The sequence below is a fragment of the Siminovitchia sp. FSL H7-0308 genome (assembly GCF_037980985.1).
In the GTDB taxonomy this organism is placed as follows: Bacteria; Bacillota; Bacilli; order Bacillales; family Bacillaceae_C; genus Siminovitchia; species Siminovitchia thermophila.
On the sequence record NZ_CP150282.1, the window covers coordinates 1,763,094 to 1,790,043 of the forward strand.

A 26,950-nucleotide genomic window follows, 5' to 3' on the forward strand; every position below is an offset into this window, starting at 1 on the left:
GGAAAATTGTACGACTTCAGCAAGTGTCTGCTATTGGAAACAATGATCATTCCCGATCAGGAGATACCTTTTCCTTACTAGAACAAAAAAAGGCTGACGCAATAGTCAGCCTTGTGCATTTTATATTGTGGTTACTTTGTTAACGTTAGCAGCCTGAGGTCCACGGTTTCCTTCAACGATTTCAAAAGAGACTTCTTGGCCTTCTTCCAATGTTTTAAAGCCTTCGCCTTGAATGGCAGTGAAATGTACGAATACATCGTCTCCGCCTTCAACTTCGATAAAACCGTAGCCTTTTTCGTTGTTAAACCATTTTACTTTTCCGTTTTGCATGCACTTAATCCTCCTAAAATCTTACGGCACCGCTATGTGCCATGAAAAAATATTATCATAAAACAAAACAACTGAAAACTCTGTCCATTTCACTTATTTTGCTAAATGATACATCAACTATACACTAGACGTTCCCTCGAGTCAAGAAATCATCAGAAAGTTGTGATCACTTTTTAGAAAATTAGAATAAAGTAAAGGGTTTTCATTCCCCTTTACTTGTGAAAAACCGCTGTATATAGTAAACTTTTAGGTGCTTATAAAAGGTATTTGGAGGGATTATCATGCCGACTCCTAGCATGGAGGATTATATAGAACAAATTTATTTATTAATCGATAACAAAGGATATGCACGAGTTTCCGATATTGCAGAAGCTCTGGAAGTCCATCCCTCCTCAGTTACAAAAATGGTTCAAAAACTCGATCGGGAAAGCTACATTGTTTATGAAAGGTACCGGGGGCTAATTCTGACGTCCAAAGGAAAGAAGATTGGAAAACGCCTTGTTGAGCGTCATGATCTATTGGAAAAATTTTTACAAACGATCGGAGTCAAACAGGAGAACATTTATGACGATGTAGAAGGAATCGAACATCATCTGAGTTGGGATTCCATTGACCGAATTGGTGATCTTGTCCAATATTTCGAAGAAAACCCGGAAAGAGTAGCAGATTTGAAGTTGATTCATGATAGGACTGAGGAAGAAGAAGCAAAAAAATAACGCCCTATAACCGCGGCAGGTTGGGATGAGACCATTTTTCGTGGGAAGAAGCCGCCAAAACTTCGCGGGATGTTCGGGTTGCATCATGGCATGAGCCGAATGTGGGAAAATGGGAGCATGATTCCATTTTTTCAAAAGCATATCCCAAAGGGCTACATAGGGATTTGGGCTGCGGCGATGGATACGGCTCATCTCTTAAAGCAGAAAGGTTTTACAGTGACAGGATTCGACTTGTCAGGAAATGATCGCACTTGCCAAAAAGAACGAAAGGCCTGGCCTTTTGTTCTTGGCGGGAAATTTTGAATAACCCTCTTTTTCGCGAAAAGGAGCTTGACGCGTCTATTCAAGCGAATGAATCGCCGCATTACAAAACATTCGGAAAATCATAAAACCCGGCGGCTATGCTGTTTTGGCATCTTAGGCCCTACAGCAATGCCCCGAAAGTACAGCTATCCACGACTTTTAGGGAGAAAAATCATTTGCAACGAGAATTTGCAAAGCTTGCCGCTGATCATGGATGGATAAAAGTCGCGGGAAAAAGACGTGTATAAAAGGGGCGTGCAAGAGCACCTCCTAAGCGGTCTTTCCAACGACTTAAAGCAAGCTTTGTCATTTATAGATCTTTTCAATTTAAAAATAACAAAAAAATAGATGGGGGACAACGATGGCAGAAAACCGTTATTCCATCAGCGAATTTATTAGGGAAACACAACAAGAAGACAAAGGCGAAGGCTTATTTGAGTTGGAGACGCCCCGTTTGTTAGAGGTGAATTTGGACGGACAGGTTTGGGCAAAAGCGGGAGCAATGGTCTCATACCGAGGAAATATAAAATTTGAACGGGAAGGGATTTTGGAACACGGAATCGGAAGATTATTTAAAAAGGCATTCACCGGGGAAGGAACCCCACTCATGAAGGCAAATGGAAATGGCAAGCTGTACCTGGCCGATGCGGGGAAGAAAATCTCCATCCTGAATCTGAAAAATGAATCCCTGTTTGTAAACGGAAACAACTTGCTTGCTTTTGAACCTGCCCTTTCATGGGATATTAAGCTTATGCGGAAGATTGCCGGAATGATGGCCGGCGGCTTGTTCAATATTAAGATAACAGGAACCGGCATGACTGCCATTACCACACATTATGAACCGTTAACTTTAGCTATTGCACAGGGTAACCCCGTATACACCGACCCTCACGCAACTGTGGCCTGGTCAGGGAACTTGTCTCCCGAATTCGTAACGGACGTTCAGTTAAAAACCTTCTTTGGCAGAGGAAGCGGCGAGTCGATTCAAATGAAATTTGAAGGTGACGGTTTTGTGGTGGTTCAGCCTTATGAAGAGACCTATTTTGGACAGTCAAGCGAGTAAAAAATCATATGATCTTAAATATAAAACAGGGAGGTTACATTTATATATGGATGAGAAAAAAACGTTAAGCGACATTGAAATAGCCCAAAGTTCGAAATTGGATCCCATCCTCGAAATTGCCGAAAAAGTCAGCCTTACTGAGGACGATATTGAGTTATACGGGAAATTTAAAGCGAAAATTTCTTATGAAAAGATGAGGGAGCTGGAGCAACAAAAAAACGGAAAGGTTATCTTGGTCACTTCAATCAATCCAACCCCTGCCGGTGAAGGCAAGTCTACTGTAACAGTTGGTTTGGGTGATGCTTTGTCAAGACTGGGGAAAAAAACAATGATTGCGTTAAGAGAACCTTCTCTTGGTCCTACGATGGGGATCAAAGGCGGTGCAACCGGGGGCGGGTATGCACAGGTATTGCCGATGGAGGATATCAACCTGCATTTTACCGGTGACTTGCACGCGATCACCACTGCCAATAATGCATTGGCTGCGCTGTTAGATAACCATATGCACCAAGGGAATGAGTTGCGGATTGACCAGAGGAGAATCGTTTGGAAGAGAGCTGTCGATTTAAATGACCGGGCTTTGAGGGAAGTGGTCGTTGGATTGGGCGGTCCGGGTCAAGGAATTCCTCGTGAAGATGGTTTTGACATTACTGTCGCTTCGGAGATTATGGCGGTTTTATGCCTAGCGACGGATTTGGATGATTTGAAGCGCAGGTTGTCTAGCATGGTTATTGCATATGACTTTGACCGCAAACCTGTGACCGTAAAAGATCTTGGAGGTGAAGGGGCGCTTGCGCTTCTGCTGAAAGATGCCTTAAAACCAAATCTGGTTCAAACGATTGAACATACACCGGCCATTATTCATGGTGGTCCGTTTGCCAATATCGCACACGGGTGTAACAGCGTAATGGCGACAAAAACAGCAGCAAAACTTGCCGACTTTGTGGTAACGGAAGCAGGCTTCGGCGCTGATCTTGGAGCGGAGAAATTTCTTCACATTAAATCAAGAAGTGCGGGTGTTGAACCCGCGGCAGTGGTTATCGTTGCGACGATCCGCGCGTTAAAGATGCATGGCGGCGTACCAAAGGACGAGTTAAAGCATGAAAACATTACGGGTCTTAAAAAAGGACTGGAAAACTTGAAAAAACATACAGAAACCATCTCCGAATTCGGCTTGCCTTTTGTTGTTGCCATCAACCGGTTTGTGGCTGACTCCGAATCCGAAATTCAAGTTTTGCAAGAATGGTGTGCAGGCAACTCCATTCCCGTTTCCTTAACAGAGGTTTGGGCGAAAGGCGGAGCTGGCGGCATCGATCTGGCGGAGAAAGTATTACGTGAAATGGAAACAAATGACCGGAAGTTTCAATATTTGTATGACACGACTGCTCCGTTGGACGAAAAAATCAGAACAATTGTCCAAAAAGTTTATGGCGGAAAAGATGTGGAATTTTCCGTTAAGGCCCTTAAACAACTAGAGGAATTTGCGGAAAATGGATGGAGCGATTTGCCTGTCTGCATGGCGAAAACTCAATATTCACTATCCGATGACCCTGCCAAACTGGGCAGGCCTACTGACTTTACAATTCATGTAAGAGAACTGAAGCCGAAGATTGGTGCGGGATTTATTGTGGCTTTGACTGGGGAAATGATGACAATGCCCGGCCTTCCAAAAAAACCGGCTGCGTATCAAATGAATGTCGATGAACAAGGAAGAGCTCTCGGGTTGTTTTAAAAATAATTGGGCACGTACCGCATCACTGGTCGTGCCCAATTTTATCCAACGTTAATGGCAGTAAAACCCTTGGTCTAAAGAGTTGTCCTGGAACAATTGCCACCTAAACGCCCGAACGGATCAACTAACAATCAGTGGGAAAAAAGCCCCCGTTTCTTGAAAGTTTTGTCTGATCCCGGCGTTAACTGGCAGCAAGACTCTCGCTCTGAAAAGGATTGGCTGGAGGGGAACTTCCAGTAACCGCCAGATTGCGGGGTAACAGGGCAGAAGAAACATTCGGAAGCGCCACAGCGCGTTTTTTTATAGGTATTTATAGATTAAGCGAAACGAAAGGGAGTAGCTGCCTGAGCTTGCCAACAGGATATGCGAGCTTAGGCTTTATTTGCTTCTAATTAGCGGATACAAAAACCTCTCCTGCTTACAGTTTCGCCTTATATAGGAGAATGGACTGGTTATTTATGAAAGTTTTTTCGGCAAAAAGAATTTCTAAAACTTATGGAGAAAAAGATGTATTTGTAAACCTTGACTTTCATATTCAAGAAAAAGACAAGATCGGCATCGTAGGGGTAAATGGTACGGGAAAATCAAGCCTTCTTAGAGTAATCGCGGGGGTGGAAGAACCTGATACAGGTTCTTTCGCATCTCCGAAAGATTATACGGTCGGTTATTTGGCCCAAGTCCCGGAGCTGGATGATCATTTAACTGTCCTGGAAATTGTGTTTCAGGGGAAATCCAGCCTTATGGAGCTTGTCAAGAAATATGAAGAAGTTCTTGCCAAATTGGACAAAAACCCGAAAAACGAACTATATCAGCAACAATTATATGACATACAACGGAAAATGGATGCCGAAAACGCCTGGGACGCGGTGACGAATGCGGAAAAGATTTTATCGAAACTGGGCTTTGCCAACGTCAATGAAAAAGCAGCCTATTTATCGGGAGGTCAAAAGAAACGTGCGGCACTGGCTCAAGTTCTTGTAGACACGCCGGACTTGCTGTTGCTGGACGAACCGACAAACCATCTGGACTATGGAAGCATTCAGTGGCTGGAAGAATATTTGCGAAAATACGATAAGGCATTTGTTGTCGTGTCTCATGACCGTTATTTTTTAGATAGGGTTACAAACCGAATGGCCGAACTTCATGATGGAAACATATATTTTTATGATGGAAATTATCAATCATATATTGAGGCAAAAGCCCTCCGGGAAGAAGAAGAAATGTTGGCGGAAAAAAAGCGCCGAAATATGTATCGCAGAGAATTGGAATGGATTAAACGCGGGGCGAAAGCGAGATCGACCAAACAAAAAGCAAGAATTCAACGGTTTGAACAGTTGGAAGCGAAGTTGGGGGGATTTTCAACGGGAGAAAATCCTGATATCACGATCGGCAGTTCCCGGCTTGGAAAAAAAGTATTTGAATTCATGAATGCTTCTAAGTCTTTTGACCATAAAACAATCATGTCCGAGTTCAACTGGATCTTAAAACCAGGGGACCGCATCGGCATTGTCGGCGAGAACGGAAGCGGAAAATCAACATTTCTAAATATACTAGCCGGCGAGACAGTTCTTGACACGGGAACGCTTGATATCGGTCCAACCGTCAAAACAGCTTATTACAGGCAAACGAATGAGGACATGAACGGCGACCAAAGAATGATTGCTTATATACAAGAGCTCGGGAATGAGATTGAAACATCTTCGGGAGATGTTCTTTCAGCGGCACAAATGCTCGAACGGTTTCTTTTTCCGAAGCACACACACGGTACACTGATCAGGAAGCTGTCCGGTGGAGAAAAGCGCCGCTTATACTTATTGAGACTGCTTATGTCTAAGCCGAACGTTTTACTGCTTGATGAACCTACAAATGATCTCGATACTGAAACATTGACCGTGTTGGAAGACTTTATAGAAGAATTTCCAGGTGTAGTGATTTCTGTTTCACACGACCGATATTTTCTGGACAAAACAGCTAAGGAACTGCTTGTTTTTCATGGGAACGGCCAGATTGACCATTACTACGGCAGTTTTACCGACTATATTGAGAAAGAACAACTAGCGGAAGTTCCAGTTGACCGCAAAGTGGAAAGCAAAAAAGAAGCTACTTTACTTGCATCAAAGAAGAAAATGACTTATAAAGAGAAAAAAGAATGGGAAACCATTGAAAAAGACATTGAACAAGTAGAAGAAAAACTGGAAGTGCTGCAACAGGAGCTAAATGACACTGGCAGCAATTTTGAACGGGCCCAGGAAATCATGGAAAAGATTCAGAATGAAAGTGCCAATCTGGAACATTTGATTGAAAGGTGGACATATTTGTCTGAACTGGACAATGAAAGCTTTTAATGAAATGATGAAAGGGGATTGCCGTGAGAATTAAAACGATTGAACCGACACCAAGCCCGAATACAATGAAAGTGATTTTAGATGAGGAATTGGCAGCGGGGGTAAGCAATAATTATAAGAAAGAACATGTCGGCCAAGCCCCGCCCTATATTCAATCCATTTTGCAAATAGATGGCGTAAAAGGCGTATACCATGTTGCGGATTTTTTAGCTGTTGAAAGGCATGGAAAGTATTCATGGGAAGAGATACTGCCGAAAGTCCGCGAAATTTTCGGGGAAGAAGACAATCGCATTGAAACAGAACAGGGAAAAGTGGATGAGCACTTTGGAGAAGTCGATGTACAGGTGCAGCTATTTAAAAACATTCCGATCCAGGTTAAATTGACGACTGGGACAGAGGAAAAGCGATTTGGGTTGCCTGATAGATTTATAATGGCCATGGAGGCTGCCCAGCTTGAAGGAGAGAACTATGTTCTTTTGCGAAAATGGAAAGATATGGGCGTACGTTATGGTGAACTTGATGAAATCGGTATGCAAGTAGTGGAAGAGTTAGGTGCAGCGTATCCTGAAGATCGGCTTAAGCAACTTGTCGACAGAGCCTTGAAAAATGAAGTGGATAGTCCCTTACAGACAAAAAAATATTTAAAGTTGACAGAAGAGATGCTTGACAACCCTGATTGGCGAAAAAGGTATCAGCTGTTGGAGCAAATGGAAAACCCGACGCTTGAGGATCTCCCCGTTTTGGAAAAAGCTCTTCATGATGAAAAATCATCTATCCGCAGGCTCGCGGTCGTTTATCTTGGCATGATCGAAGACCGAAAGGTATTGCCCTTGTTGTATAAGGGATTAAAAGATCAGACGGTTACCGTACGCAGGACAGCTGGGGACTGCCTGTCTGATCTTGGTTTTCCCGAAGCCATGGAAGAAATGAGCAAAGCATTGGAAGACAAAAGTAAAATTGTCCGCTGGCGCGCCGCCATGTTTTTATATGAAGTGGGAGATGAACGTGTCCTCCCGGCATTAAAAGCGGCGGAGAACGATCCGGAATTTGAAGTCAGACTGCAAATCAAAATGGCGATCGAGCGGATCGAAGGCGGCGAGGAAGCAAAAGGTTCTGTATGGAAACAAATGACTGAAGCCAGAAAGCAAAAAAATTGAATAAATAACAGGAACGGAGGTATGCCCATGTCGATGGCATATGAGGAATATATGAGGCAAGTTGTAAAACCGATGAGGGAAGAGCTTGTTCACGCTCAATTCAAAGAACTCCTTACCCCCGAGGATGTGGAAAACTTTATGAACGAGGTCACAGGCACGACATTTGTCGTTGTCAATTCCGTATGTGGATGTGCCGCGGGGCTAGCCAGGCCGGCGGCCATTCAGGCTGTTCAGGCAAGTGAAAAGAAGCCGGACAATTTGGTGACCGTTTTTGCCGGCCAGGAAAGGGAAGCGACAGCCAAAATGCGTGAATATTTTACGGGCTATGAGCCGTCATCTCCTTCAATGGCCCTTTTAAAAGGAAAGGAAATCGTCTTTTTTGTTCCACGTGATCAAATTGAAGACAATGAGATGGAACAGATTGTACAAGAATTAACAACCGCATTTGAAAAGTATTGTTCTTAAAAAAACAGGGTTTTGGGCAATTTCTGCCCAAAACCCTAATCTGCAATGGCTAAATAAACGAAGTAGCCGATCATTACGAAACAGCCTATATAGATAAGTGCAGTCACTTCTACTCCTCCTTTAGTCAAAGCAATAATCATATTATACCTTATCATAAAATTTTTTCCATTTTTATTTCAATTGTTTGAGGGTCCATATCCTTGTTTGAACATCGTCTTCACCCTCATCGCACAGGTTTGAAATGATCTTATTTAGCCCTATGATATGGTATAATAAGATACGTTTTTCACTGTTTATACGGAGAAATGGAGGCGGGCCACTGCTTTCTTTCAATCTACCTCTTTATATTTCCAGGCAGAGGAGCTTTGTGTGGAGGGAAGGGAGCGAAGATTGCTAGACGCTCGGTGCTGAAGCTAGACAACGATAAATGATTCAGCAGCACTTTCCATGAGTCCGTGGATGAAATATGGAACTTCGATTAAGGGACTTTTAGTTAAAAAAATAGAAATGTCAATGTGCATAAAATATAGGGCTTAGACTTTGGTGCGGACCCCAAGCGAACATAAAATCTCTAGGGGACCCGCACCAAAAAAGCCAGTATAAAGCGGAAATATATGGTAAAATTGAAGAGAACGCAGGCGAACTCCCCCAACAAACAGGCTATTTTGCTAGATTTAGGGGTCGATTTTCCATTTATTAGGGAAATTTTCGCTGTCGCACTCTATATGAGTGCGTGGATTGAAATATAATGCGTGGGCCTCCCGTCCTGCCAGGTAATCACGTCGCACTCTATATGAGTGCGTGGATTGAAATATCAATGATCTGATCCAAAGTGGCGTATTTGTTTGTCGCACTCTATATGAGTGCGTGGATTGAAATCAAAAATGCCAGCCGATTTTGCAAAAGCATATCAGTCGCACTCTATATGAGTGCGTGGATTGAAATGGTGATATGCAGATAAGCAGTACCCTTTCCCTCGTCGCACTCTATATGAGTGCGTGGATTGAAATGTTTGGGGCAGACCGTCCGGATCAAGGACGAGGATTACGTCGCACTCTATATGAGTGCGTGGATTGAAATAAAAAATGTATAAGAGCAATGTTTTGGGATTTGGTCGCACTCTATATGAGTGCGTGGATTGAAATCTGCTTTTCGGCAGGAGTTGTCTTTCCGTCGGCGGTCGCACTCTATATGAGTGCGTGGATTGAAATAGGATAATCCTTGTAACGAGATATGGACACATGTTGTCGCACTCTATATGAGTGCGTGGATTGAAATTTTTTTACATGTTGCTTAGTCATAAAAAACCCCCCTGTCGCACTCTATATGAGTGCGTGGGTTGAAATTCCACCTTACTGACATACTTTTAATGACATCTGCGTCGCACTCTATATGAGTGCGTGGATTGAAATATAGATGCTCACCTTCATTGTCGGCGACCATCATGGTCGCACTCTATATGAGTGCGTGGATTGAAATGATGTTGAGATTCCGCAAGTATGCTTCATCATAGTCGCACTCTATATGAGTGCGTGGATTGAAATCTGAATATGGATAACGATGAGACGACGGGACAATGTCGCACTCTATATGAGTGCGTGGATTGAAATAATTTAGCGAAGCAATCAAGACAGCGGAGGTGCCCAGTCGCACTCTATATGAGTGCGTGGATTGAAATTGGATTTGAGTCTGACAATGTTAACAGCGGTGATCAGGTCGCACTCTATATGAGTGCGTGGATTGAAATTCCCTTTTGTCACTTCTTCCGGGCGGCCGTTGAAGTCGCACTCTATATGAGTGCGTGGATTGAAATCATGCTTTGCACGTAATTCAGCAATTGTTATCAAGTCGCACTCACATGGAGTGTCGCACTCTATATGAGTGCGTGGATTGAAATAAATGTTGCCATGTATAAAATCGCTCCCTTGCGTGTCGCACTCTATATGAGTGCGTGGATTGAAATTAGGGCTGAATGAGGACGATTTTACGCCCTTTGAGTCGCACTCTATATGAGTGCGTGACTTGAAACATTTGTGGATTCCTCCGTTTTCGTGATATAATATGTCGCACTCTGCTGGATAGAAGTCTCTATATCTGCCAGTTTACTTCGTCCGAATATTACATATAAAAGTAATCTTTTCTTGCCTTTGGGATAAAGGCTAAGATGGAAAGCGTCCTGCCTGTTGGTAAGCCTAGGCCAGTCAGGCACCCGAAGTTTATCTTTTTTTCGTGAGGTGCCAAGGCTGCCGGACTTTCCTTACTCTATCGCTTTGTTTGCAAAAGTATACCTTGCGGCAGCCATCTTTGTGACCGTCATCTTTGAAACAGTGCTGTTGTTTATTCCTTGCCCTATCGGCCTCAGCCAATTGGGCTTTTTACAGGTAGTTACACGCTGAGGCAAGCCTTTCTAAAGCGGTTGTCCTCCTTTTGAGTTAATGAGGAATAAAAGTAGTGTGAGTGGGGAAAAGTCCGCTCCCACCATGTATGAATCATTTTAGCGGAAGGGTGTATTTCTATGGAACAATATTTGAAGTTGTGTAAAGAGGTCCTTGAAAAAGGGGTACATAAAAATGATCGGACCGGTACAGGAACCATCAGCTTATTTGGTTATCAAATGAGGTTTGATTTGCAGAAGGGCTTTCCGTTGTTAACGACCAAAAAGCTTCATACGAAGTCCATTATTCACGAGCTGCTTTGGTTTTTGGCCGGTGATACAAACATTGCCTATTTGCAAGAGCACGGGGTTCGAATTTGGAACGAATGGGCCGACGAAGAGGGAAATTTGGGTCCTGTATACGGAAAACAGTGGCGTTCCTGGGAAACGGCAGACGGCCGAACGATTGACCAAATTAAGGATGTGCTCCACCAAATTAAAACAAATCCGGATTCCAGGCGCCTCATTGTCAACGCCTGGAATGTTGGCGATATTGATAAGATGGCGCTTCCCCCATGCCATTGCTTATTCCAGTTTAATGTAAGCAACGGAAAATTGTCCTGTCAGCTCTATCAGCGTTCGGCGGATATTTTTCTCGGTGTCCCTTTTAATATTGCTTCCTATGCATTGTTAACGATGATGATGGCTCAAGTCTGTGACCTGGAACCCGGTGAATTTGTGCATACATTTGGTGATGCCCATATTTATCAGAACCATATTGAACAAGTAAAGCTTCAGATGTCACGTGATCCGCGGCCATTGCCTACAATGAAAATCAATCCAGATGTAAAAGATTTGTTCACTTTCACATTTGAAGATTTTCAATTGGAAGGATATGACCCGCATCCTCATATAAAAGGGGTGGTAAGTGTATGATCTCTTTTCTATGGGCGGAAGACGAAAATGGATTAATAGGAAAAAACAATGAACTGCCATGGCGTTTGCCGGCGGATTTAAAGTATTTTAAAGAAACAACGATGGGGCATCCGATCGTGATGGGGAGAAAGACGTTTGAATCGATTGGAAGGCCCCTTCCCGGAAGAAAAAACATTATTTTAACGAGGGACAAGGCATTTCAAGCGGAAGATTGTCTTGTTTTTCACTCAAAGGACGAGTTGCTTGAATGGATTGAACAATATGATTCTGAAGTCTTTATTACAGGTGGATCAGAAATATTTCGCCTTTTTTTAGATGAAGTTGACCGTTTATATGTAACAAAAATCCATTGCCATTTTAAAGGGGATACGTACTTTCCAGATGTCAACTGGGACGAATGGCGTCTCGTTTCGACAAAACCAGGGCCAAAAAACGAGAAAAACCCCTATGATTATGAATTTCGCATATATGAACGAAGCTAATATGAGGTTGGTTTAAAAAGTCCCAATTAGAGTAAATGCACTAAAAGTTAAAACCCAAGAATGTTGATTTTACGGCAATCTTGGGTTTTCTTTTTAATTTTAAGCTGAAATATTACTTTTCGGACAAACTCAATTTCAATTGGAAAATATTGTCAGATTAGTATGTCATAGGGGTATACCACAAATTCTCATTTTACAAATGTTTCCAATCCCCAGCAGCCGTACACACGAATAGTAGAGCGGATTTTCATATTATGTCTAATAGGAGGCGATCATATAATTGATCGTCTTTTTTTCACGTTCGAAAAAACAGTGACGCATGTATGATCTTGTATAAAGCTTCAAGAAATACTTTTTATCATAAAAATAAATGTCAGAGCTTTGTTGTTGTGGTTGAAACGCTGACTCCTCACTGCTTATTAACGGTTAGCTTCATAACAGCAAGCATGTTTTTGTCAAGCTTTTCATCGCATTCAGCATATCATGTTATAATAAGAACACCAAAAAAAGAGAGTGAATCTTAAGATGAAAAAACACGTTCTTTTCATTTTGTCGCTAGTTTTTATCGTAGCTGGTTGTTCAGCCCCATATAAGGAATTAAGTGAAAAGGAAATTCGGATGGAGGCGAAGGGAGCTCCGCCTGAAAACTTTATCCCGAAAAATATAAAAGTGGTTTCCATTGGCGACTCTTTAACCCAAGGTGTGGGCTCCGGAGAGAATGTGAATGGATATATTCATTTTTTAAAGAAGGATATTGAACAATTAAAAGGCATTAAACATGCTGAATTTCAAAACTTCGGGGTAAAAGGAAACAGAACGGATCAATTGTTAAAGCGGCTGAAAAATCCAGCGATCAAGTACAACATCCAAGAAGCGGAAGCGGTGATTATTACAATTGGCGGCAATGACATTATGCAAGTGATAAAAGACAATTTATTGGGCCTCAAGGTCGATACATTTTCTGTGGCAGAAACCGGATATCGCAACAGACTGCAGGAAATTTTAATGACCGTAAGGGAATATAACAGTACGGCAGCCATTATTCTTGTTGGAATCTATAATCCGTTTATAAAATGGTTTTCGGATATGAAAGAAATGGATATGGTTGTGAAAAATTGGAATGATGTAAGTGCTGAAACGGTTGCCAATTATGATAACGCCTTGTTTGTCCCAGTAGACGATATATTTAAAAACAATGAAGAAAGCCTTCTATATACAGATTATTTCCATCCCAACAGCCGCGGATATAAAAAAATAGCCAAACGGATTTTTGAATATATGGAGAGGGAAGACTATATTTATCAGTAACGGGGGGGGGAGTGAAGCATGGGAAAGAAGAAAAATGTATGGAAATACGCTTTTACTGGATTAATTATATGTAATCTGCTTGTTACAGGCATTCTGTTATGGTTTCTTTTCTCAGGGTCAGACCAGCAAAAAATTCCCCGTAATACTGAGGTAAATGAAAAAACCCATTCCGAATTTATCATATCGGTCCAAAAGGAAGATTTAAACAAGCTCATCAACCACTATATTGAAAAAGAAGGCTTAAATGGTCCTATACATTACAATGTATATTTAACCGATGAGGTCGAACTGTACGGGGAGGTATCGGTCTTTTCCCAAACGCTGCAGCTACAAATGACTTTTGAACCGATAGCGCTGGAGAATGGAGATCTTATATTGAAACAGAAAAATCTATCCCTTGGCGATGTCAAGCTACCCGTTTCATACATATTAAAGTTTATCCGGGATGCTTACAAACTGCCTGAATGGGTGACCATACTTCCGAACGATAAACAAGTGTATGTGGCGTTGCACCGTATGAGGCTTAATAATGACATCCAGGTTCGTGTTCAAGAATTTAATTTGAAAGAAGACCGTATTTCATTAAGAATGCTTGTCCCTTCCGAGTAATAGCCAGTACAATATGGAAAAGGAGGAGTTGCGACATGAAAGTAACATACGAGACAGCTACATTTGCCGGTGGATGTTTCTGGTGTATGGTGAAACCATTTGATGAACTGCCTGGTATCATAAAAGTTGTTTCTGGATATACCGGAGGCACGAAGGAAAACCCGACATATGAAGAAGTATGCTATGGACAAACTGGCCATGTTGAGGCTGTACAAATCACATTTGATTCAGGGAAAATGACGTATAAACAGCTCCTTGATATTTACTGGATGCAAATTGACCCAACAGATGCCGGAGGGCAGTTTTACGATCGGGGGGAATCGTACAAACCAGTGATTTTTTACCACAATAAAGAACAGCGGGAAGTGGCGGAAGCTTCCAAACGGGAATTGAACGAAAGCGGGAAATTTTCAAAGCCCATTGCTGTTGCTATTGAACCCGCGGGTCCATTTTATTCGGCGGAAGAATATCACCAAGACTTTTATAAGAAAAATCCGGAGCGGTACAATGCCTATCAGCACGGTTCAGGTCGGGCCGATTTTATCCTAAAACATTGGGGTGAACGTATTGAAAAAAGATGATTTTCAAAAAAGATTAACGCCTTTACAATTTGAAGTAACGCAAAATAATGGAACGGAACCGCCGTTTCAAAATGAATATTGGGATCATGAAGAAGAAGGAATATATGTAGACATCATTTCGGGGAAACCTTTATTCAGTTCGCATGATAAATATGATGCGGGCTGCGGTTGGCCCAGTTTTACAAAACCGATTGAGGAAAGTGAAATCGTCGAGAAGGAAGATGTAAGCTACGGAATGGTGAGGACGGAAGTACGAAGTAAAACGGCGGACTCCCATTTGGGCCATGTATTTCCCGACGGTCCCGGGCCGGCAGGACTGCGCTATTGCATTAATTCTGCGGCCTTGCGTTTTATACCAAAAGACAAGCTGGAAGAAGAAGGATACGGCGAATATGTAAAGTTGTTTCGATAACTTGAATCATTTTTTTAAATAAATTAGGCAATTGCACATGCGGCCCATTAGACATATACATAGTATATGAACGAAACAACCAATTACTGGGGAGTGAAAATCATGTACTATGGCGGTTGTTACGATTATTGTTATCCGGCATATGGATATGGATATGGCGTTGGAGGATTTGGCGGCGGTTTTGCGCTGATTGTTGTGTTGTTTATTTTACTTGTCATTATTGGAGCATGCTGGTGCTTTTAATGAAAACGACGAGCCCCCGAATAGGGGGTTTATTTCGTGAAAGGATAAGGAAGAACACTGCCAACACATCTGCGTTGTGCCGATTTAAGAAGGTTCATTCGCCACTCGCTAGACGGCCGTTCGGTTGAGTTTTGACGGTGGCCAAGCTTCTTATTCTTTAAATCTGGCGGTCCGAAAACAAAAGTTTTTACTTGTCGCGTTCAATTCGCTATATTATCTGTATACACGACATGCTGGAGAAGGTGCAACCAATGCGGAAATCATTTTTTCACTTTTTGATGAAATATCGGGAAGATAAAACGACGGACGAAATCAGCCGTTTTGCCAATGCGGCCTATCATGATCATAGTTTTCCAAAGCATTCAGAGGATTACGATGAAATCAGCACTTATTTGGAATTAAACGGAAATTATTTGCCAACGATGGTCCTGTTTGACCAGGCTTGGGAGTTATATTTGGAATCAGAGAATCAATCTGGACATAAGCAAATATGACAAAAAGGGGCGAGTTGTATGCATGAAATGGATGTTTTTGTTGATACGGACGAAATAGCTGAATTTTTTTATCAGGAGCTGTTAAGACGGGGCTTCGTTCCCAGAGAAGAAGATATCGCTGAAATAGCAGATATCACTTTTGAATATTTGCTCGCAAAACATATGATTGATGAAGATGTGGATACATAACATCCATTGTTCGCTGATAGAAAAAATGGGGCTGGGCCACAACAAAATCAGCTGATGAAAAAACGAACAATAAAGTGAAACTTCATTAAGTAGGGCTTCTACTGAATGTTAGTTGAACCAATCGGGCATTTAGGTGCCGTTTTCTCCCACTTAGACTTTTTGTATTCACTCATGTTACGGCACCTTACATGCCGGATAAATTGTCCCAGTGTATAATACGCAAGCCTTAAGCGTAGTCAAAATAAGTAGACTCCTGCGGGAATAGCTCGAGCTGAAGATCCCGCAGGAAAGCGAAATATTTTGACGTAGCGATGATAGGGATTTTTTTAACATAAATAAACTGAACAATTATAAATGAATTGTTCGGTTTTTGCTATTTCGTATTTGCTTATGTCCCAGCCTAATTTTTACCCACGCAATGTAAAACGAGAATGGTAAGTGGGAAATTAACTGCCCAGCCAAAACCCGATGTTCAAGCCAGCAGGATAAGAATAATCTTCCATAGAAACCATGTTAAGGATACCAGCCATAAAGGTGGCCGGTAAGGGTGCTACGAAGCGATAGGACAAGAAAGCTTCCATTTCATGAAGAAAAGCATTTGAGGGCGCTGCAGCCTGGGTTTACCTTAGAAATTTACGATCGCTTCTAGGGTAAGGCTCGCCGACTAAGAGCGTGTAATTGCCTGCATGGCCTACATAAGTGAGCGGATTGGAATTCAAATTAGAAAAGTGAGGTACAAAGTTGAGGGGAGTCGCACTCTATATGAGTGCGTGGATTGAAATAAACAATCTGCTATTTCTTTTTTTAAAACCCCTCAATTCTTTCTTTGTAAAATGCGCTTAAATATTGTTGTTCAAATGCTTTTGCTGCTGTTAAGAGTTGTTTTTCCCTGAAATGGCGGCCAATCAACTGTATGCCGATCGGGAGCTTCTCCTTGCTCAGTCCGGCTGGAATCGATAAAGCGGGGTGGCCCGTGACATTAAAATAAGATGTATATCGGATCATGCAATTAAAAAGCGGCTCAATGTCTCCTTGGATGTTAACCATCTCTTTTCCAATTTCTATGGGCAAGACAGGCAAGGTAGGGGTAACGATCAGATCCACTTCCGTAAAAACATTGTTGAGAGCACTGGCTATTTCTTCTTTTCGTTTCAGTGCGGATATATATTCGAGTGCAGTGATGTTTTTTGCCGCTTCCATTACGAGCCGCACATCGTCACCGTATTTGTCCAAATGCTTTTTTGCCCGTTCTTTATGGACATGGCCCGCTTCCGCCGTGGCAATCGTAAATGCCAAGTCCTCCATTTCCTCAGTGTAAGGAACTTCTACATCTACCAATATTGCCCCGATCGCTTCCAGTTTTTTCAAAACATCTTTATAACATTGTAAAATCTCTGTTTCCATTCGTTCATTAAAGACATGCAACGGTACACCTATTTTAAGTCCGCGGATGTTCACCTCATGCTCATTAAATGAATAATGATCCCCCGTTAAAGCTTCGAGGACAATGGATACATCCCCAACTGTCCGGGCAATGGGACCGGAGTGATCCAAATTCCAGGATATTAAAGAGACCCCGGAATGATCTATTAATTGATAGGTTGGTTTTAGGCCGACGAGGCCGCAGCATGAAGCAGGTATCCGGACCGATCCTCCCGTATCTGTCCCGATGGAGATCATACTGGAATCCAGCGCTACCGAAACAGCCGATCCGCCGCTGGAACCGCCGGAAATAAGCTTTGGATTCCACGGATTTCTGGACGGACCGTAAAAAGGGTTGTGATTTGTAATCCCGAATGCGAATTCATGCATATTTGTCTTGCCGATCATCACTGCGCCTTCCTGTCTTAATACTTTCACTGTCTTGGCATCTTGCTCCGGTATAAATTCCCGGTCAATTTGAGAACCGCTGGTGGCAGGGAATCCTTTTACAAAAATATTGTCCTTGTAAGAAACCGGAATCCCCTCCAATTTCCCAGCTTCCCCGCATGTCCACCGCTCCTCGGCAATATGGGCCTGATGGAGCGCCCTTTCTTCCGTAATCGTTATAAAGGCGTTCATTTCTTCCGTTGCTTTTGCTTTTTCGATATACGATTTGGTGATTTCAACCGGAGAAAACTTCTTTTTTCGATAACCATCCAGCAACTCTTGAATAGTAAACATTCCGTACACCCCCTCCAAAAATTGAAAACATCAACCTAACTATATCACATCCATTTTTAAAAAATTTAAAATTGAAAAAACGAATTGATTTAATATAACGAAAAAGTTATAATTCGTTTAAAATATGATATAAAAGGAGCCAGGATACATGATTAAAAAATATAGTGTTACCGATTTACAAAAGGTAGTAACAGAACGTCTAACTCCGCCTCCTTGTGATCAAACAATGCAAATCACGATCCATAGTGCCGAGAACGGAATTGCACGCGGAATATGGCAGGTTGATCGTAAATACATAAATGGACTGGGTGTCGCCATGGGCGGCTTTTTATCCTCGGCCGCAGATATTACGATGGCCTATGCCATATCTTCCTTATTAACAGAAAAAGAGGGTTTTGCATCAATCGACCTTGATACCACTTTCCATCGCCCAGTGTTGGAGGGAGAGGTGGAAATTATTGCCGAAGTGGAGAGGCTCGGGCGCTCCGTTGCATATGTGACAGCCGAATTGAGGCAAAATGGAAAAAAAGCCGCCTCATGTGTTTCATCGCAGTTAATCAATCGTGCTGAATCAGATAGGGGAGGGGCGAATACATGAGAAGATAGACGGCGATCAAGTTTATGACATCTTCTATCAAGAAATCTACGATACGTTAAAAGAGGAACCTTATGCAAATCATCTCGAAATAAAGTTGCAAAAGGAACAGCTTTAGCTACTTTGGATGTTCAAGAACACATGCTAAATACACATGGGACGGTACACGAGGCGGTTATGTTCGCCATCGCTGATTATGTGTCCGCCGCTGCAAGCAATTCATATGGGAAAACATCTGTGACAATGAATTTTATGGCAGCTGCCATAAAGGGGGAGCTGTTACAAGCGGAGGCTCGGGAAGAAAAGCGGCCCCATACGCTTGCTTGGTATAGAATTCACGTAAAAAGCGACGATCATGTCGTTGCTGTGATGGATACGACCACGACCGTTTATCGGAAAAATGATTGTTTTGTCCCGATCGATGAACTGGAAAAGGGAGCCCAGCCCTTAAGAAATGAGTCTGGCTCTTTTTTTCCTCTCCAATAAGCATCTCTTACACATGTACATTCCCCCCTGTCACGCACCATTTATTTGGCTATTTCGAAAAATATAAACATACACCTTCCAATGGCTGGCTAACAAGAGCCAACAGGTAAAATGTTTAACCGTGCCTGTTTTGTCACCCCCGTCTTGCGACCCTATTACAAAACTAAAACGATGACCTTCATATTCAGAGCAGATACCATCATCCATTTTTAATGTAAACAAAATCATTAAAATATTTGTTCACATCTATATAAAAGTGAAATATTCGCTTTCCGAAATACATAAAAAGTGATGAAGTAAAAAAACACTCAATTTTCCGAAAAGATAGTTGACTTTTATGATTATTGATATTACATTAAAACATAACCAATAAGATAAACGTCACATTTTATTTGTTATAGAAAATTCACTATGCAATGTAAATGGAGGGAAAGGGAATGTACAATCCTGAAATGGAAACGCTGTCAAATGAACAAGTGAAAGTACTACAGCTTGGACGTCTCCAGAATACCATTGACAAAGTTTACAGCAATGTGGCATTTTACAAACATCAATTTGATGAGCAGAATATAAAGCCTGAACAGATACAATCACTGGAAGATGTCGCATTGCTTCCTTTTACGACAAAGAAAGATTTGCGGGATCAATATCCATTTGGATTGTTTGCAGAACCCATCGATCATATTGTCCGTCTCCATGCTTCCTCCGGAACGAGCGGAAAGCCGACAGTAGTGGCGTATACAAAAAATGATATAGCCGTTTGGTCGGAACTGATTGCGAGGGCCATTGTGGCCGCCGGAGGCAGAAAAGGGGATGTCTTTCAAAATGCATACGGTTATGGCTTGTTTACGGGCGGTTTAGGGTTGCATTTTGGAGGAGAGGAGCTTGGCTGTGCAGTCGTTCCCATTTCAGGAGGAAATACAGAAAGACAAATTTTAGCTATCCGGGATTTTAAGCCAAGAGGGATTGCCTGTACTCCTTCTTACGGACTGAATATTGCCGAAACTATGAAGGAAATGGGTCTTCATCCAAGTGACAATACACTTGAATATGGGATTTTTGGAGCTGAACCGTGGTCGGAAGAGATGAGGACAGAATTGGAAGAGATGCTCGGTATTAAAGCTGTCGATATATACGGATTGAGCGAAATTATGGGGCCGGGTGTATCCATAGAGTGCCGCGAGGCGCAGGATGGGCTCCATATTGCAGACGATCATTTTCTCGTTGAAGTGATTGATCCGGATACATTGCTGCCTGTAGATGAAGGGCAAGAAGGAGAGCTTGTCTTTACAACATTGACGAAGGAAGCCTTTCCTGTTATTCGCTATCGGACCGGCGATATTGCTTCCATTACCAGGGAAAAGTGCCAATGCGGCAGAACGACAACAAGAATGTCTCGAGTTAAAGGGCGTACAGATGATATGATCATCATCCGCGGCGTCAATGTATTTCCTTCCGAAATCGAACGCGTTCTTCTGCAAATAAAGGGATTGGCGCCACACTATCAAATTCATCTCGTGAAAAATGGCGCACTCGACGGAGCTCAGCTTCATGTTGAAGTAAATGAAGAGTTTTATACAGCAGCAGGCAATGATTTACAATGTGAAAAAATTCATTTGCTTGAACAAAGAATCAAGCATGAATTAAAATCAGCCTGCCTTGTTACGATTCAAACGGTCGTGAATAAACCAAAAAGTTTGCCGCGATCCCAAGGGAAAGCGGTCAGAATTATCGATCATAGAAAGAGCAGTCCCATCATGCTTACTTAAAGGAAAGGAGTGTCGAAAACAGAATGAGCGGTCAAAAGGTGTTTGATATTACAATTATCGGTGGAGGCCCTGCCGGTATGTTTGTCTCTTTTTATGCAGGGCTCCGGAATATGTCCGTTAAAATCATTGAAAGTCTGCCACAGCTTGGCGGCCAGCTGTCTGCTTTATATCCGGAAAAATATATTTATGATGTAGCAGGCTTTCCCAAAATCAAAGGACAGGAGCTTGTTGACAGACTCACTGCCCAAATGCAAATGTTTCCCCACGAAGTCTGTTTAGGCCAATCGGTCCAGACGTTGGAAAAGTTGGGAGACGGCACATTCCTTCTTCAGACAGACAAGGAAACACATTATACGAAAACAGTCGTCATTACCGCCGGCAACGGGGCTTTTCAGCCAAGAAAACTTCCAATTGACAAGGCAATAAAATATGAGGGAAGCAACTTGTATTATTTTGTAGACAATATGAGCCGGTTTGCTGGTAAGAGGGTCATCGTGTTCGGCGGAGGCGATTCTGCGGTTGATTGGTCGTTAATGCTTGAGCCGATTGCGAAAGAAGTAACTATTGTTCACCGAAGAGATCGCTTTAGAGCACATGAACACAGTGTATCACAGCTGTTTGAATCATCCGTCCATGTAATGACTCCATACGTGCCGACTGATTTAGCGGGAAAAGAACAGATTGAGCACGTCATTTTAAGACATGTAGCATCAGGGGAAGAACGGACCGTTGATGTCGATGCAGTGCTTGTTAATTATGGCTTTGTAGCTTCCCTTGGCCCCATTAAAGACTGGGGGATTGAAATTCATAAAAATTCGATCGTGGTCAATTCCAAAATGGAAACAAATATAAAAGGGGTCTATGCCGTTGGCGACATCAACACATATGAAGGGAAGGTAAAATTAATTGCTACAGGATTTGGGGAAGCCCCTATTGCTGTCAGCAATGCCAAAGTATATATTGACCCTTCATCCAAAATTCAACCTATCCATAGTACCACAGTCATGGAGAAATCGAAGAAGAAAGAAACAGTGTAAACCGGAGGTGAAAAGCATGAAAACATACACGAGGGTGGATCAGGACACATGCATAGCTTGCGGCTCGTGCGGAGCATGCGCACCCGACATATTTGATTATGACGATGAGGGATTTGCCTATGTTACCCTGGATCATAATACGGGTACCGCTGCGGTGCCGGAAGAATTGCAGGATGACCTGGAGGACGCTTTGGACGGCTGTCCGACTGACTCCATTAAAGTGGCGGATGCGCCATTTAATGAAGAAGAAGAGAAGGCAGGCTAATAAATAGAAACAGAAACGGAATTTCTTGTTGCTTTCAATATAACGTTATAATAAAATAACGTTAAATATACGTTATATAATGGAGGGTTACGAAGATGTCCAGCCTAACATATATTGATCAAGAATCGGAATCTTATAAATTGGCAAAGTTTATGGAGCGGATTGAAGCAGGGGAGAAAATTGAAGCGGACGATTGGATGCCGGAAGAATACCGGATTGCGTTGATTAAGCTCATCTCCATGCATGGCATCAGCGAAATTATGGGAGCGCTTCCCGAAAAGGAATGGGTGCCAAAAGCCCCCACATTAAGAAGGAAACTTGGCATCATGGCGAAAGTGCAGGATGAAATGGGGCACGGACAGTTGCTTTTACGAGTAGCTGAAGATCTTTTAAAACCGTATGGAAAAAATAGGGATGACTTAATGAAAGATTTATTTTCCGGAAAATTGAAGTTTCATAATGTGTTTCATATGAAAACATATACGTGGGCTGACGCCGGCCTGATTGCCTGGCTTGTGGATGGTGCGGCGATCATTACACAAACAAATATGTTGAATGCCTCGTACGGTCCATATGCCCGGGCTCTACAACGCATTTGTGCGGAGGAAGTATTCCACGCGCAACACGGAGAGGCGATCATTTTGGCTTTGGCAGAAGGAACAGACGAACAGCGGGAAATGATACAAGACGCGCTCAATCGCTGGTGGGACGCTTTATTAATGTTTTTCGGTCCTGCGTCAAAGGAAACGACCGGCTCTTCCAAGCAGGATGTAACAATTCAATATAAGATCCGGACAAAGACGAACGAACAATTAAGGCAAGATTTTTTGAGCAAATATATTCCGAGAATTTTGTCACTCGGACTGACAATCCCTGACCCCAACCTTCATTATGATGAGCAAAATGAAAAGTGGAATTATACGCAGCCTGATTGGAACGAATTCAAGAAAATTATTAAGAACGAAGGCCCAAGATCCAAGGCAAGGCTTAACTTGCGAAAAATATCCTATGAGAATAATGCTTGGGTGCGTGAAGCACTAAGCAATGCATAAGGAGAATAGCCATGAGAAATGAAAAAAAGAAAAGCTTTTATCAGGAATTCGAAGTATTCAGCAAGCGAACGGCGACATCGCCGTTCCAACACCAATTTTGCCTGCTGGCCCCAAACGAAGAAGTAGCCATGGTTATGGCCCAGGAAAACTTTATGAGACGGGAACCGGTGGCAGATATTTGGGTTGTTAACAGAAAGCATATCCGCACACTTCATCCTGAAGAAAAGAGAATGCTGGCCCGCATTGATAATAAAGATTACCGAACAACAAAAGGATACGGCTATTTACGGAAAAAATGGCGTCAATATGAGCAAAAAATGCTTGATGAAAAGGAAATTCTTTCTTGGGGAGGAGACAAAAAGTGACAGGGGCACAAATGAAAGATATGAAAAAAGAGGTGATAGGCGACCTGCTTTTTCAACTGGCCGATGATGACTTTTTAATTGCTTTTCGAGGATCCGAATGGCTGGGACTGGCGCCCCATATTGAGGCGGATGTTGCCTTTTCCTCCATCAGCCAGGATTGCATGGGCCACGCCTCTATGTATTATAGATTGCTAGAAGACCTTGGTTTCGGCAAAGCGGACGACCAGGCCCATTTACGCCCTGCAGAAGAACGCCGGAACAGCATTGTAACAGAGAGAACGAATGGCGAAGGCGATTATATAGAAACACCGAAATATGATTGGGCCTATGCAGTTGTCCGAAACTTCTTTTATACAGCAGCCAAAAAAATCAAGATAGATTCTTTGAGGAAAAGCTCCTATAAACCTTTGGCGGATGCCGCCACTAAAATAAACATGGAGCTATATTATCATCTGCTTCATTGGAAAACATGGTTTGTCCAGCTCATCGACTCTACAGACGATGCCAGAAACAGAATGGAAAATGCGGTGAAATTGGTAGAAAAAGATTTTGGCGACATGTTTCGTTTCGGGACATATGCGAAAGAGATACACAAGCAAAAGCTGATCGAGGAAGGTTCCTTATTGCAGGAAAAATGGCAGGGTGAAATGGTAAAAGTATATACATCTATTGGAATGGACCCTCCCAAAATTTCTCTTAAAGTCGAACGGGACGGCCGTTTGGGAGAACATACGAAAGATTTGGAAACAGCTTTGGAGACGCTTTCGGCAGTTTATCGGATGGACACAGCAGCCTCATGGTAAAACAATAAGGAGGGATGTGAAATGGAGGCGGTGCAGCCGATTTCCAAACAACAAGTCGTGGATATATTGGATCGTGTGAAAGATCCGGAAATTGACACTGTCAGTGTCATTGATTTAGGGATGGTCGAGCATGTGCACATTCAAGGATCGGAAGTGTCTATCCAAATGCTTCCCACTTTTTTGGGATGCCCGGCTTTGGAAATCATCGAAAAAAATATGATCGAAGAAGTTTCCAAGCTGCCCCAAGTGACAAATGTACACGTCGAGTTTATATTTGACCCTCCCTGGACTTCGGACCGCATTACCCAAAAAGGGCAGGAAGGTTTGAAAAAATTCGGCATTGCTCCTCCGCCAAGGAGGCTTGAAGAAGACGGTTCATGGCATGTGGATTGCCCATATTGCGGTTCTACGTACGTTACCCTTGAAAATATTTTTGGTCCTACAGCCTGCAGAAGTATTTTATACTGCAAGGGTTGTAAAAATCCATTTGAAGCGATGAAACCGGTTTCTAATATATGAATGGAAATATAGATCGTACTTTTATGCCGGGAGGTATTGCTGTTGATTGAAAAAATGGTAGTTGTCGGTTCTGGTGTCATGGGCAGAGGGATTGCCTATGTTGCTGCTTTATCCGGTTTTTCCGTTACACTCGTTGATGTAAAAGAAAAAGTGTTAGAATCGGCAAACAAAGAAATTCAGGCCATTCTGGAAAAAGGCATTTCAATGGGAAAAGTGACGCGGGAACAAGCAGCAGATTTTAAAAAGCATCTCTCCTATGGCCTTGATTTGGCCGAAGCGGCGCGAGATGCTGATTTGATTATCGAAGCTGTCCCGGAAAAAGCGGAGTTGAAAAGACAAGTGTTTGAAATGATGGAAATGGCCTCTCCATCCCATTGTCTGTTTGCAACGAACACCTCGACAATGAGCCCGACAGAAATTGCTTCATTTGCCAGAAGACCTGAACAAACGATTGCCATGCATTTTTTTAATCCGGTGCATAAAATGCCGTTGATAGAAATAATCCGAGGATTGGAAACGAGCGACGAAACCGTAGCTTCAATTAAACATGTTGCCGAAAAAATGGGAAAAGAAACAGTCATTATAAATGAATTTCCCGGCTTTGTCACAAGCCGAATCAGCACACTCATTGGCAATGAAGCTTTTTATATGCTGCAGGAAGGATTGGGCAGCCCGGATGATATTGATAAAGCGATCAAGTTAGGGCTTGGATTCCCGATGGGCCCTTTTGAATTGGTTGATCTAGTGGGGCTTGATACACGACTGAACAACTTGAAATATCTGCATGAAAAGTTGGGAGAGAAGTACCGTCCGGCCCCGCTTTTGGAACAATACGTAAAAGCGGGCAGACTGGGCAGAAAAACTGGTAAGGGCGTATATGACTACACAAATCAAAAAGAAGAGTTGGTTAAAAAATGAAAGAAGCAGTCATTGTTGATGCTGTAAGAACACCATTTGGACGCTATAAAGGCGCTTTAAAAAATATTCGACCCGATGACTTGGGGGCCATCATCATCGAAGCACTGTTAAAGAGAAATCCTCCCTTGGATGAAAACGATATAGAAGAGGTTATCTTTGGGAATGCGAACCAGGCAGGAGAAGACAATCGAAATGTCGCCAGAATGTCCGCACTGCTTGCCGGGCTTCCCGTCTCTGTCGGAGGTGTGACTGTCAATCGACTGTGCGGTTCGGGACTTGATGCGGTCATGTATGCCGCCCGGGCCATCTCTGCAGGGGAGGGAGACGTATATATTGCCGGAGGTACCGAAAGCATGACCCGGGCCCCCTATGTAATGGCCAAGCCTGATAAAGATTTCCCACGCGGTTCTATGGAGTTGTACGATACAACGATCGGCTGGCGATTTACAAATGAAAGATTAAGAGAAATGTATGGAACGGACTCCATGCCAGAAACGGCGGAAAATGTGGCGAAGCGCTTTGGAATTACGAGGGAGGAACAAGATGAATTTGCCTTGGAAAGCCAAAGGCGGGCAAAAAAGGCGATCGAACAGAATGTGTTAAAAGATGAAATCATACCAGTTATTTACCATGATAAAAAAGGCAACAAAATCGTCATTCAACAGGATGAACATCCACGCCCGGATACGACACTTGAAAAGCTGGCAAGTCTGCGTCCCCTGTTTCCAGGCGGTACTGTTACGGCAGGAAATGCGTCGGGTGTAAATGATGGGGCGTCGGCGCTGTTGATCATGAGCAGAGAAAAAGCCGAACAACTGGGGGTAACGCCTCTTGTTACATATAAAACAGGGGCAACAGCAGGTCTGGAACCGGCAGTCATGGGGTTGGGCCCAATCTACTCCACTAGAAAAGCACTGCAACGCGCGGGCTTAACTATCGAACATATTGACCTTGTGGAATTAAACGAAGCGTTTGCATCCCAATCCATTCAATGTATTAAAGAACTAGAATTAAGCATGGATAAAGTGAATGTGAATGGCGGTGCCATTGCCTACGGCCATCCGCTTGGTGCAAGCGGGGCAAGAATTTTAACGACACTAATCTATGAAATGAAAAGAAGAAAAGCCGTATACGGGCTGGCCACAATGTGCATCGGAGTCGGCCAAGGCATTTCTGTCATAGTTGAAAATATAGATTAACCAATCAATGCCCTTGCTTTTAATGAAGTGAGGGTTATTT

General features: G+C 42.8%; 29 protein-coding genes and 1 CRISPR repeat array. Of the genes, 27 read left to right on the forward strand and 2 right to left on the reverse strand.

All coding sequences use genetic code 11. The features are described from left to right. Positions 1–120: 120 nt before the first annotated feature. Positions 121–330, reverse strand: a complete 210-nt coding sequence (gene cspD, locus MHB50_RS08390; RefSeq protein WP_077113364.1) for a cold-shock protein CspD — start codon at positions 328–330, stop codon at positions 121–123. 281 nt (positions 331–611) lie between these two features. Here cspD and mntR point away from each other — a divergent pair, with 281 nt between their 5' ends. From mntR to MHB50_RS08470, 16 genes are all read left to right on the forward strand, one after another. Further along, entirely contained in the window at positions 612–1,046 is a 435-nt protein-coding gene (gene mntR, locus MHB50_RS08395; protein ID WP_077113365.1) for a transcriptional regulator MntR, read from the forward strand. A 90-nt stretch (positions 1,047–1,136) separates the two neighbouring features. Further along, entirely contained in the window at positions 1,137–1,349 is a 213-nt protein-coding gene (locus MHB50_RS08400; RefSeq protein ID WP_139345705.1) for a hypothetical protein, read from the forward strand. Between the two features lie 361 nt (positions 1,350–1,710). Then, on the forward strand, positions 1,711–2,412 hold the full coding sequence (locus MHB50_RS08405) for an AIM24 family protein (RefSeq protein WP_077113367.1): 702 nt from the start codon (positions 1,711–1,713) through the stop codon (positions 2,410–2,412). A gap of 46 nt (positions 2,413–2,458) precedes the next feature. Next, positions 2,459–4,144, forward strand: coding sequence for a formate--tetrahydrofolate ligase (locus MHB50_RS08410; RefSeq protein ID WP_340085314.1), 1,686 nt, complete (start codon positions 2,459–2,461; stop codon positions 4,142–4,144). A gap of 458 nt (positions 4,145–4,602) precedes the next feature. Beyond that, positions 4,603–6,489: an ABC-F family ATP-binding cassette domain-containing protein gene (locus MHB50_RS08415; RefSeq protein WP_340085315.1), complete on the forward strand. Its 1,887-nt coding sequence runs from the start codon at positions 4,603–4,605 to the stop codon at positions 6,487–6,489. Between the two features lie 23 nt (positions 6,490–6,512). Then, on the forward strand, positions 6,513–7,646 hold the full coding sequence (locus tag MHB50_RS08420; RefSeq protein WP_340085137.1) for a conserved virulence factor C family protein: 1,134 nt from the start codon (positions 6,513–6,515) through the stop codon (positions 7,644–7,646). Between the two features lie 27 nt (positions 7,647–7,673). Continuing rightward, positions 7,674–8,111: a BrxA/BrxB family bacilliredoxin gene (locus MHB50_RS08425; RefSeq protein WP_340085138.1), complete on the forward strand. Its 438-nt coding sequence runs from the start codon at positions 7,674–7,676 to the stop codon at positions 8,109–8,111. Positions 8,112–8,824: 713 nt separating this feature from the next. After that, a CRISPR array of direct repeats spans positions 8,825–10,140; the repeat unit is 32 nt; unit sequence GTCGCACTCTATATGAGTGCGTGGATTGAAAT. Between the two features lie 486 nt (positions 10,141–10,626). Further along, entirely contained in the window at positions 10,627–11,421 is a 795-nt protein-coding gene (locus MHB50_RS08430) for a thymidylate synthase (protein ID WP_339163151.1), read from the forward strand. Continuing rightward, complete coding sequence (locus MHB50_RS08435) at positions 11,418–11,903, forward strand: dihydrofolate reductase (RefSeq protein WP_339163154.1); 486 nt, start codon at positions 11,418–11,420, stop codon at positions 11,901–11,903. The genes MHB50_RS08430 and MHB50_RS08435 overlap by 4 nt, the downstream gene beginning before the upstream one ends. A 525-nt stretch (positions 11,904–12,428) precedes the next feature. Then, complete coding sequence (locus tag MHB50_RS08440) at positions 12,429–13,211, forward strand: SGNH/GDSL hydrolase family protein (RefSeq protein ID WP_340085139.1); 783 nt, start codon at positions 12,429–12,431, stop codon at positions 13,209–13,211. Positions 13,212–13,229: 18 nt separating this feature from the next. Further along, on the forward strand, positions 13,230–13,820 hold the full coding sequence (locus MHB50_RS08445; protein WP_339163158.1) for a YpmS family protein: 591 nt from the start codon (positions 13,230–13,232) through the stop codon (positions 13,818–13,820). Positions 13,821–13,855: 35 nt separating this feature from the next. After that, positions 13,856–14,401 (forward strand): peptide-methionine (S)-S-oxide reductase MsrA, encoded by a 546-nt coding sequence (msrA, locus tag MHB50_RS08450; protein WP_339163161.1) that lies wholly within the window; start codon positions 13,856–13,858, stop codon positions 14,399–14,401. Continuing rightward, positions 14,388–14,813, forward strand: a complete 426-nt coding sequence (msrB, locus tag MHB50_RS08455; protein ID WP_077113376.1) for a peptide-methionine (R)-S-oxide reductase MsrB — start codon at positions 14,388–14,390, stop codon at positions 14,811–14,813. Before msrA ends, msrB begins: the two co-directional genes overlap by 14 nt. A 102-nt stretch (positions 14,814–14,915) precedes the next feature. Continuing rightward, entirely contained in the window at positions 14,916–15,056 is a 141-nt protein-coding gene (locus MHB50_RS08460) for a YjcZ family sporulation protein (RefSeq protein ID WP_077113377.1), read from the forward strand. Positions 15,057–15,307: 251 nt separating this feature from the next. Next, positions 15,308–15,550 (forward strand): YozE family protein, encoded by a 243-nt coding sequence (locus MHB50_RS08465; protein WP_077113378.1) that lies wholly within the window; start codon positions 15,308–15,310, stop codon positions 15,548–15,550. An 18-nt stretch (positions 15,551–15,568) separates the two neighbouring features. Next, positions 15,569–15,739: a YozD family protein gene (locus MHB50_RS08470; RefSeq protein ID WP_077113379.1), complete on the forward strand. Its 171-nt coding sequence runs from the start codon at positions 15,569–15,571 to the stop codon at positions 15,737–15,739. 804 nt (positions 15,740–16,543) lie between these two features. On the opposite strand, the gene MHB50_RS08475 is transcribed toward MHB50_RS08470, so the two are convergent. Then, a complete protein-coding gene (locus MHB50_RS08475) occupies positions 16,544–17,902 on the reverse strand; it encodes an amidase (RefSeq protein WP_340085140.1) in 1,359 nt (452 codons plus the stop codon). Between the two features lie 148 nt (positions 17,903–18,050). On the opposite strand from MHB50_RS08475, the gene MHB50_RS08480 reads away from it, so the two are divergent. From MHB50_RS08480 to MHB50_RS08530, 11 genes are all read left to right on the forward strand, one after another. Then, positions 18,051–18,500: a PaaI family thioesterase gene (locus tag MHB50_RS08480; protein WP_339163167.1), complete on the forward strand. Its 450-nt coding sequence runs from the start codon at positions 18,051–18,053 to the stop codon at positions 18,498–18,500. Positions 18,501–18,638: 138 nt separating this feature from the next. Next, a complete protein-coding gene (locus MHB50_RS08485; protein ID WP_339163170.1) occupies positions 18,639–18,983 on the forward strand; it encodes a hotdog domain-containing protein in 345 nt (114 codons plus the stop codon). 437 nt (positions 18,984–19,420) lie between these two features. Continuing rightward, on the forward strand, positions 19,421–20,752 hold the full coding sequence (locus MHB50_RS08490; RefSeq protein WP_077113382.1) for an AMP-binding protein: 1,332 nt from the start codon (positions 19,421–19,423) through the stop codon (positions 20,750–20,752). Between the two features lie 23 nt (positions 20,753–20,775). Continuing rightward, positions 20,776–21,789, forward strand: coding sequence for an NAD(P)/FAD-dependent oxidoreductase (locus MHB50_RS08495; protein ID WP_077113383.1), 1,014 nt, complete (start codon positions 20,776–20,778; stop codon positions 21,787–21,789). Positions 21,790–21,805: 16 nt separating this feature from the next. After that, positions 21,806–22,054, forward strand: coding sequence for a ferredoxin (locus tag MHB50_RS08500; protein ID WP_339163172.1), 249 nt, complete (start codon positions 21,806–21,808; stop codon positions 22,052–22,054). A 95-nt stretch (positions 22,055–22,149) separates the two neighbouring features. Continuing rightward, positions 22,150–23,106 (forward strand): 1,2-phenylacetyl-CoA epoxidase subunit PaaA, encoded by a 957-nt coding sequence (paaA, locus tag MHB50_RS08505; protein WP_077113385.1) that lies wholly within the window; start codon positions 22,150–22,152, stop codon positions 23,104–23,106. An 11-nt stretch (positions 23,107–23,117) separates the two neighbouring features. Further along, positions 23,118–23,471, forward strand: coding sequence for a 1,2-phenylacetyl-CoA epoxidase subunit PaaB (gene paaB, locus MHB50_RS08510; protein WP_077113386.1), 354 nt, complete (start codon positions 23,118–23,120; stop codon positions 23,469–23,471). 11 nt (positions 23,472–23,482) lie between these two features. Beyond that, positions 23,483–24,274, forward strand: a complete 792-nt coding sequence (paaC, locus tag MHB50_RS08515; protein WP_077113518.1) for a 1,2-phenylacetyl-CoA epoxidase subunit PaaC — start codon at positions 23,483–23,485, stop codon at positions 24,272–24,274. 21 nt (positions 24,275–24,295) lie between these two features. Continuing rightward, the gene (gene paaD / locus MHB50_RS08520) at positions 24,296–24,793 is read left to right on the forward strand and encodes a 1,2-phenylacetyl-CoA epoxidase subunit PaaD (RefSeq protein ID WP_339163175.1); all 498 of its coding nucleotides are present in this window, start codon (positions 24,296–24,298) and stop codon (positions 24,791–24,793) included. 42 nt (positions 24,794–24,835) lie between these two features. Next, the gene (locus tag MHB50_RS08525) at positions 24,836–25,711 is read left to right on the forward strand and encodes a 3-hydroxyacyl-CoA dehydrogenase (RefSeq protein ID WP_077113388.1); all 876 of its coding nucleotides are present in this window, start codon (positions 24,836–24,838) and stop codon (positions 25,709–25,711) included. After that, positions 25,708–26,910 carry an acetyl-CoA C-acyltransferase gene (locus tag MHB50_RS08530; protein ID WP_077113389.1) on the forward strand — a complete coding sequence of 401 codons (1,203 nt, stop codon included), beginning with the start codon at positions 25,708–25,710 and terminating at the stop codon, positions 26,908–26,910. The genes MHB50_RS08525 and MHB50_RS08530 overlap by 4 nt, the downstream gene beginning before the upstream one ends. Positions 26,911–26,950: the final 40 nt, after the last annotated feature.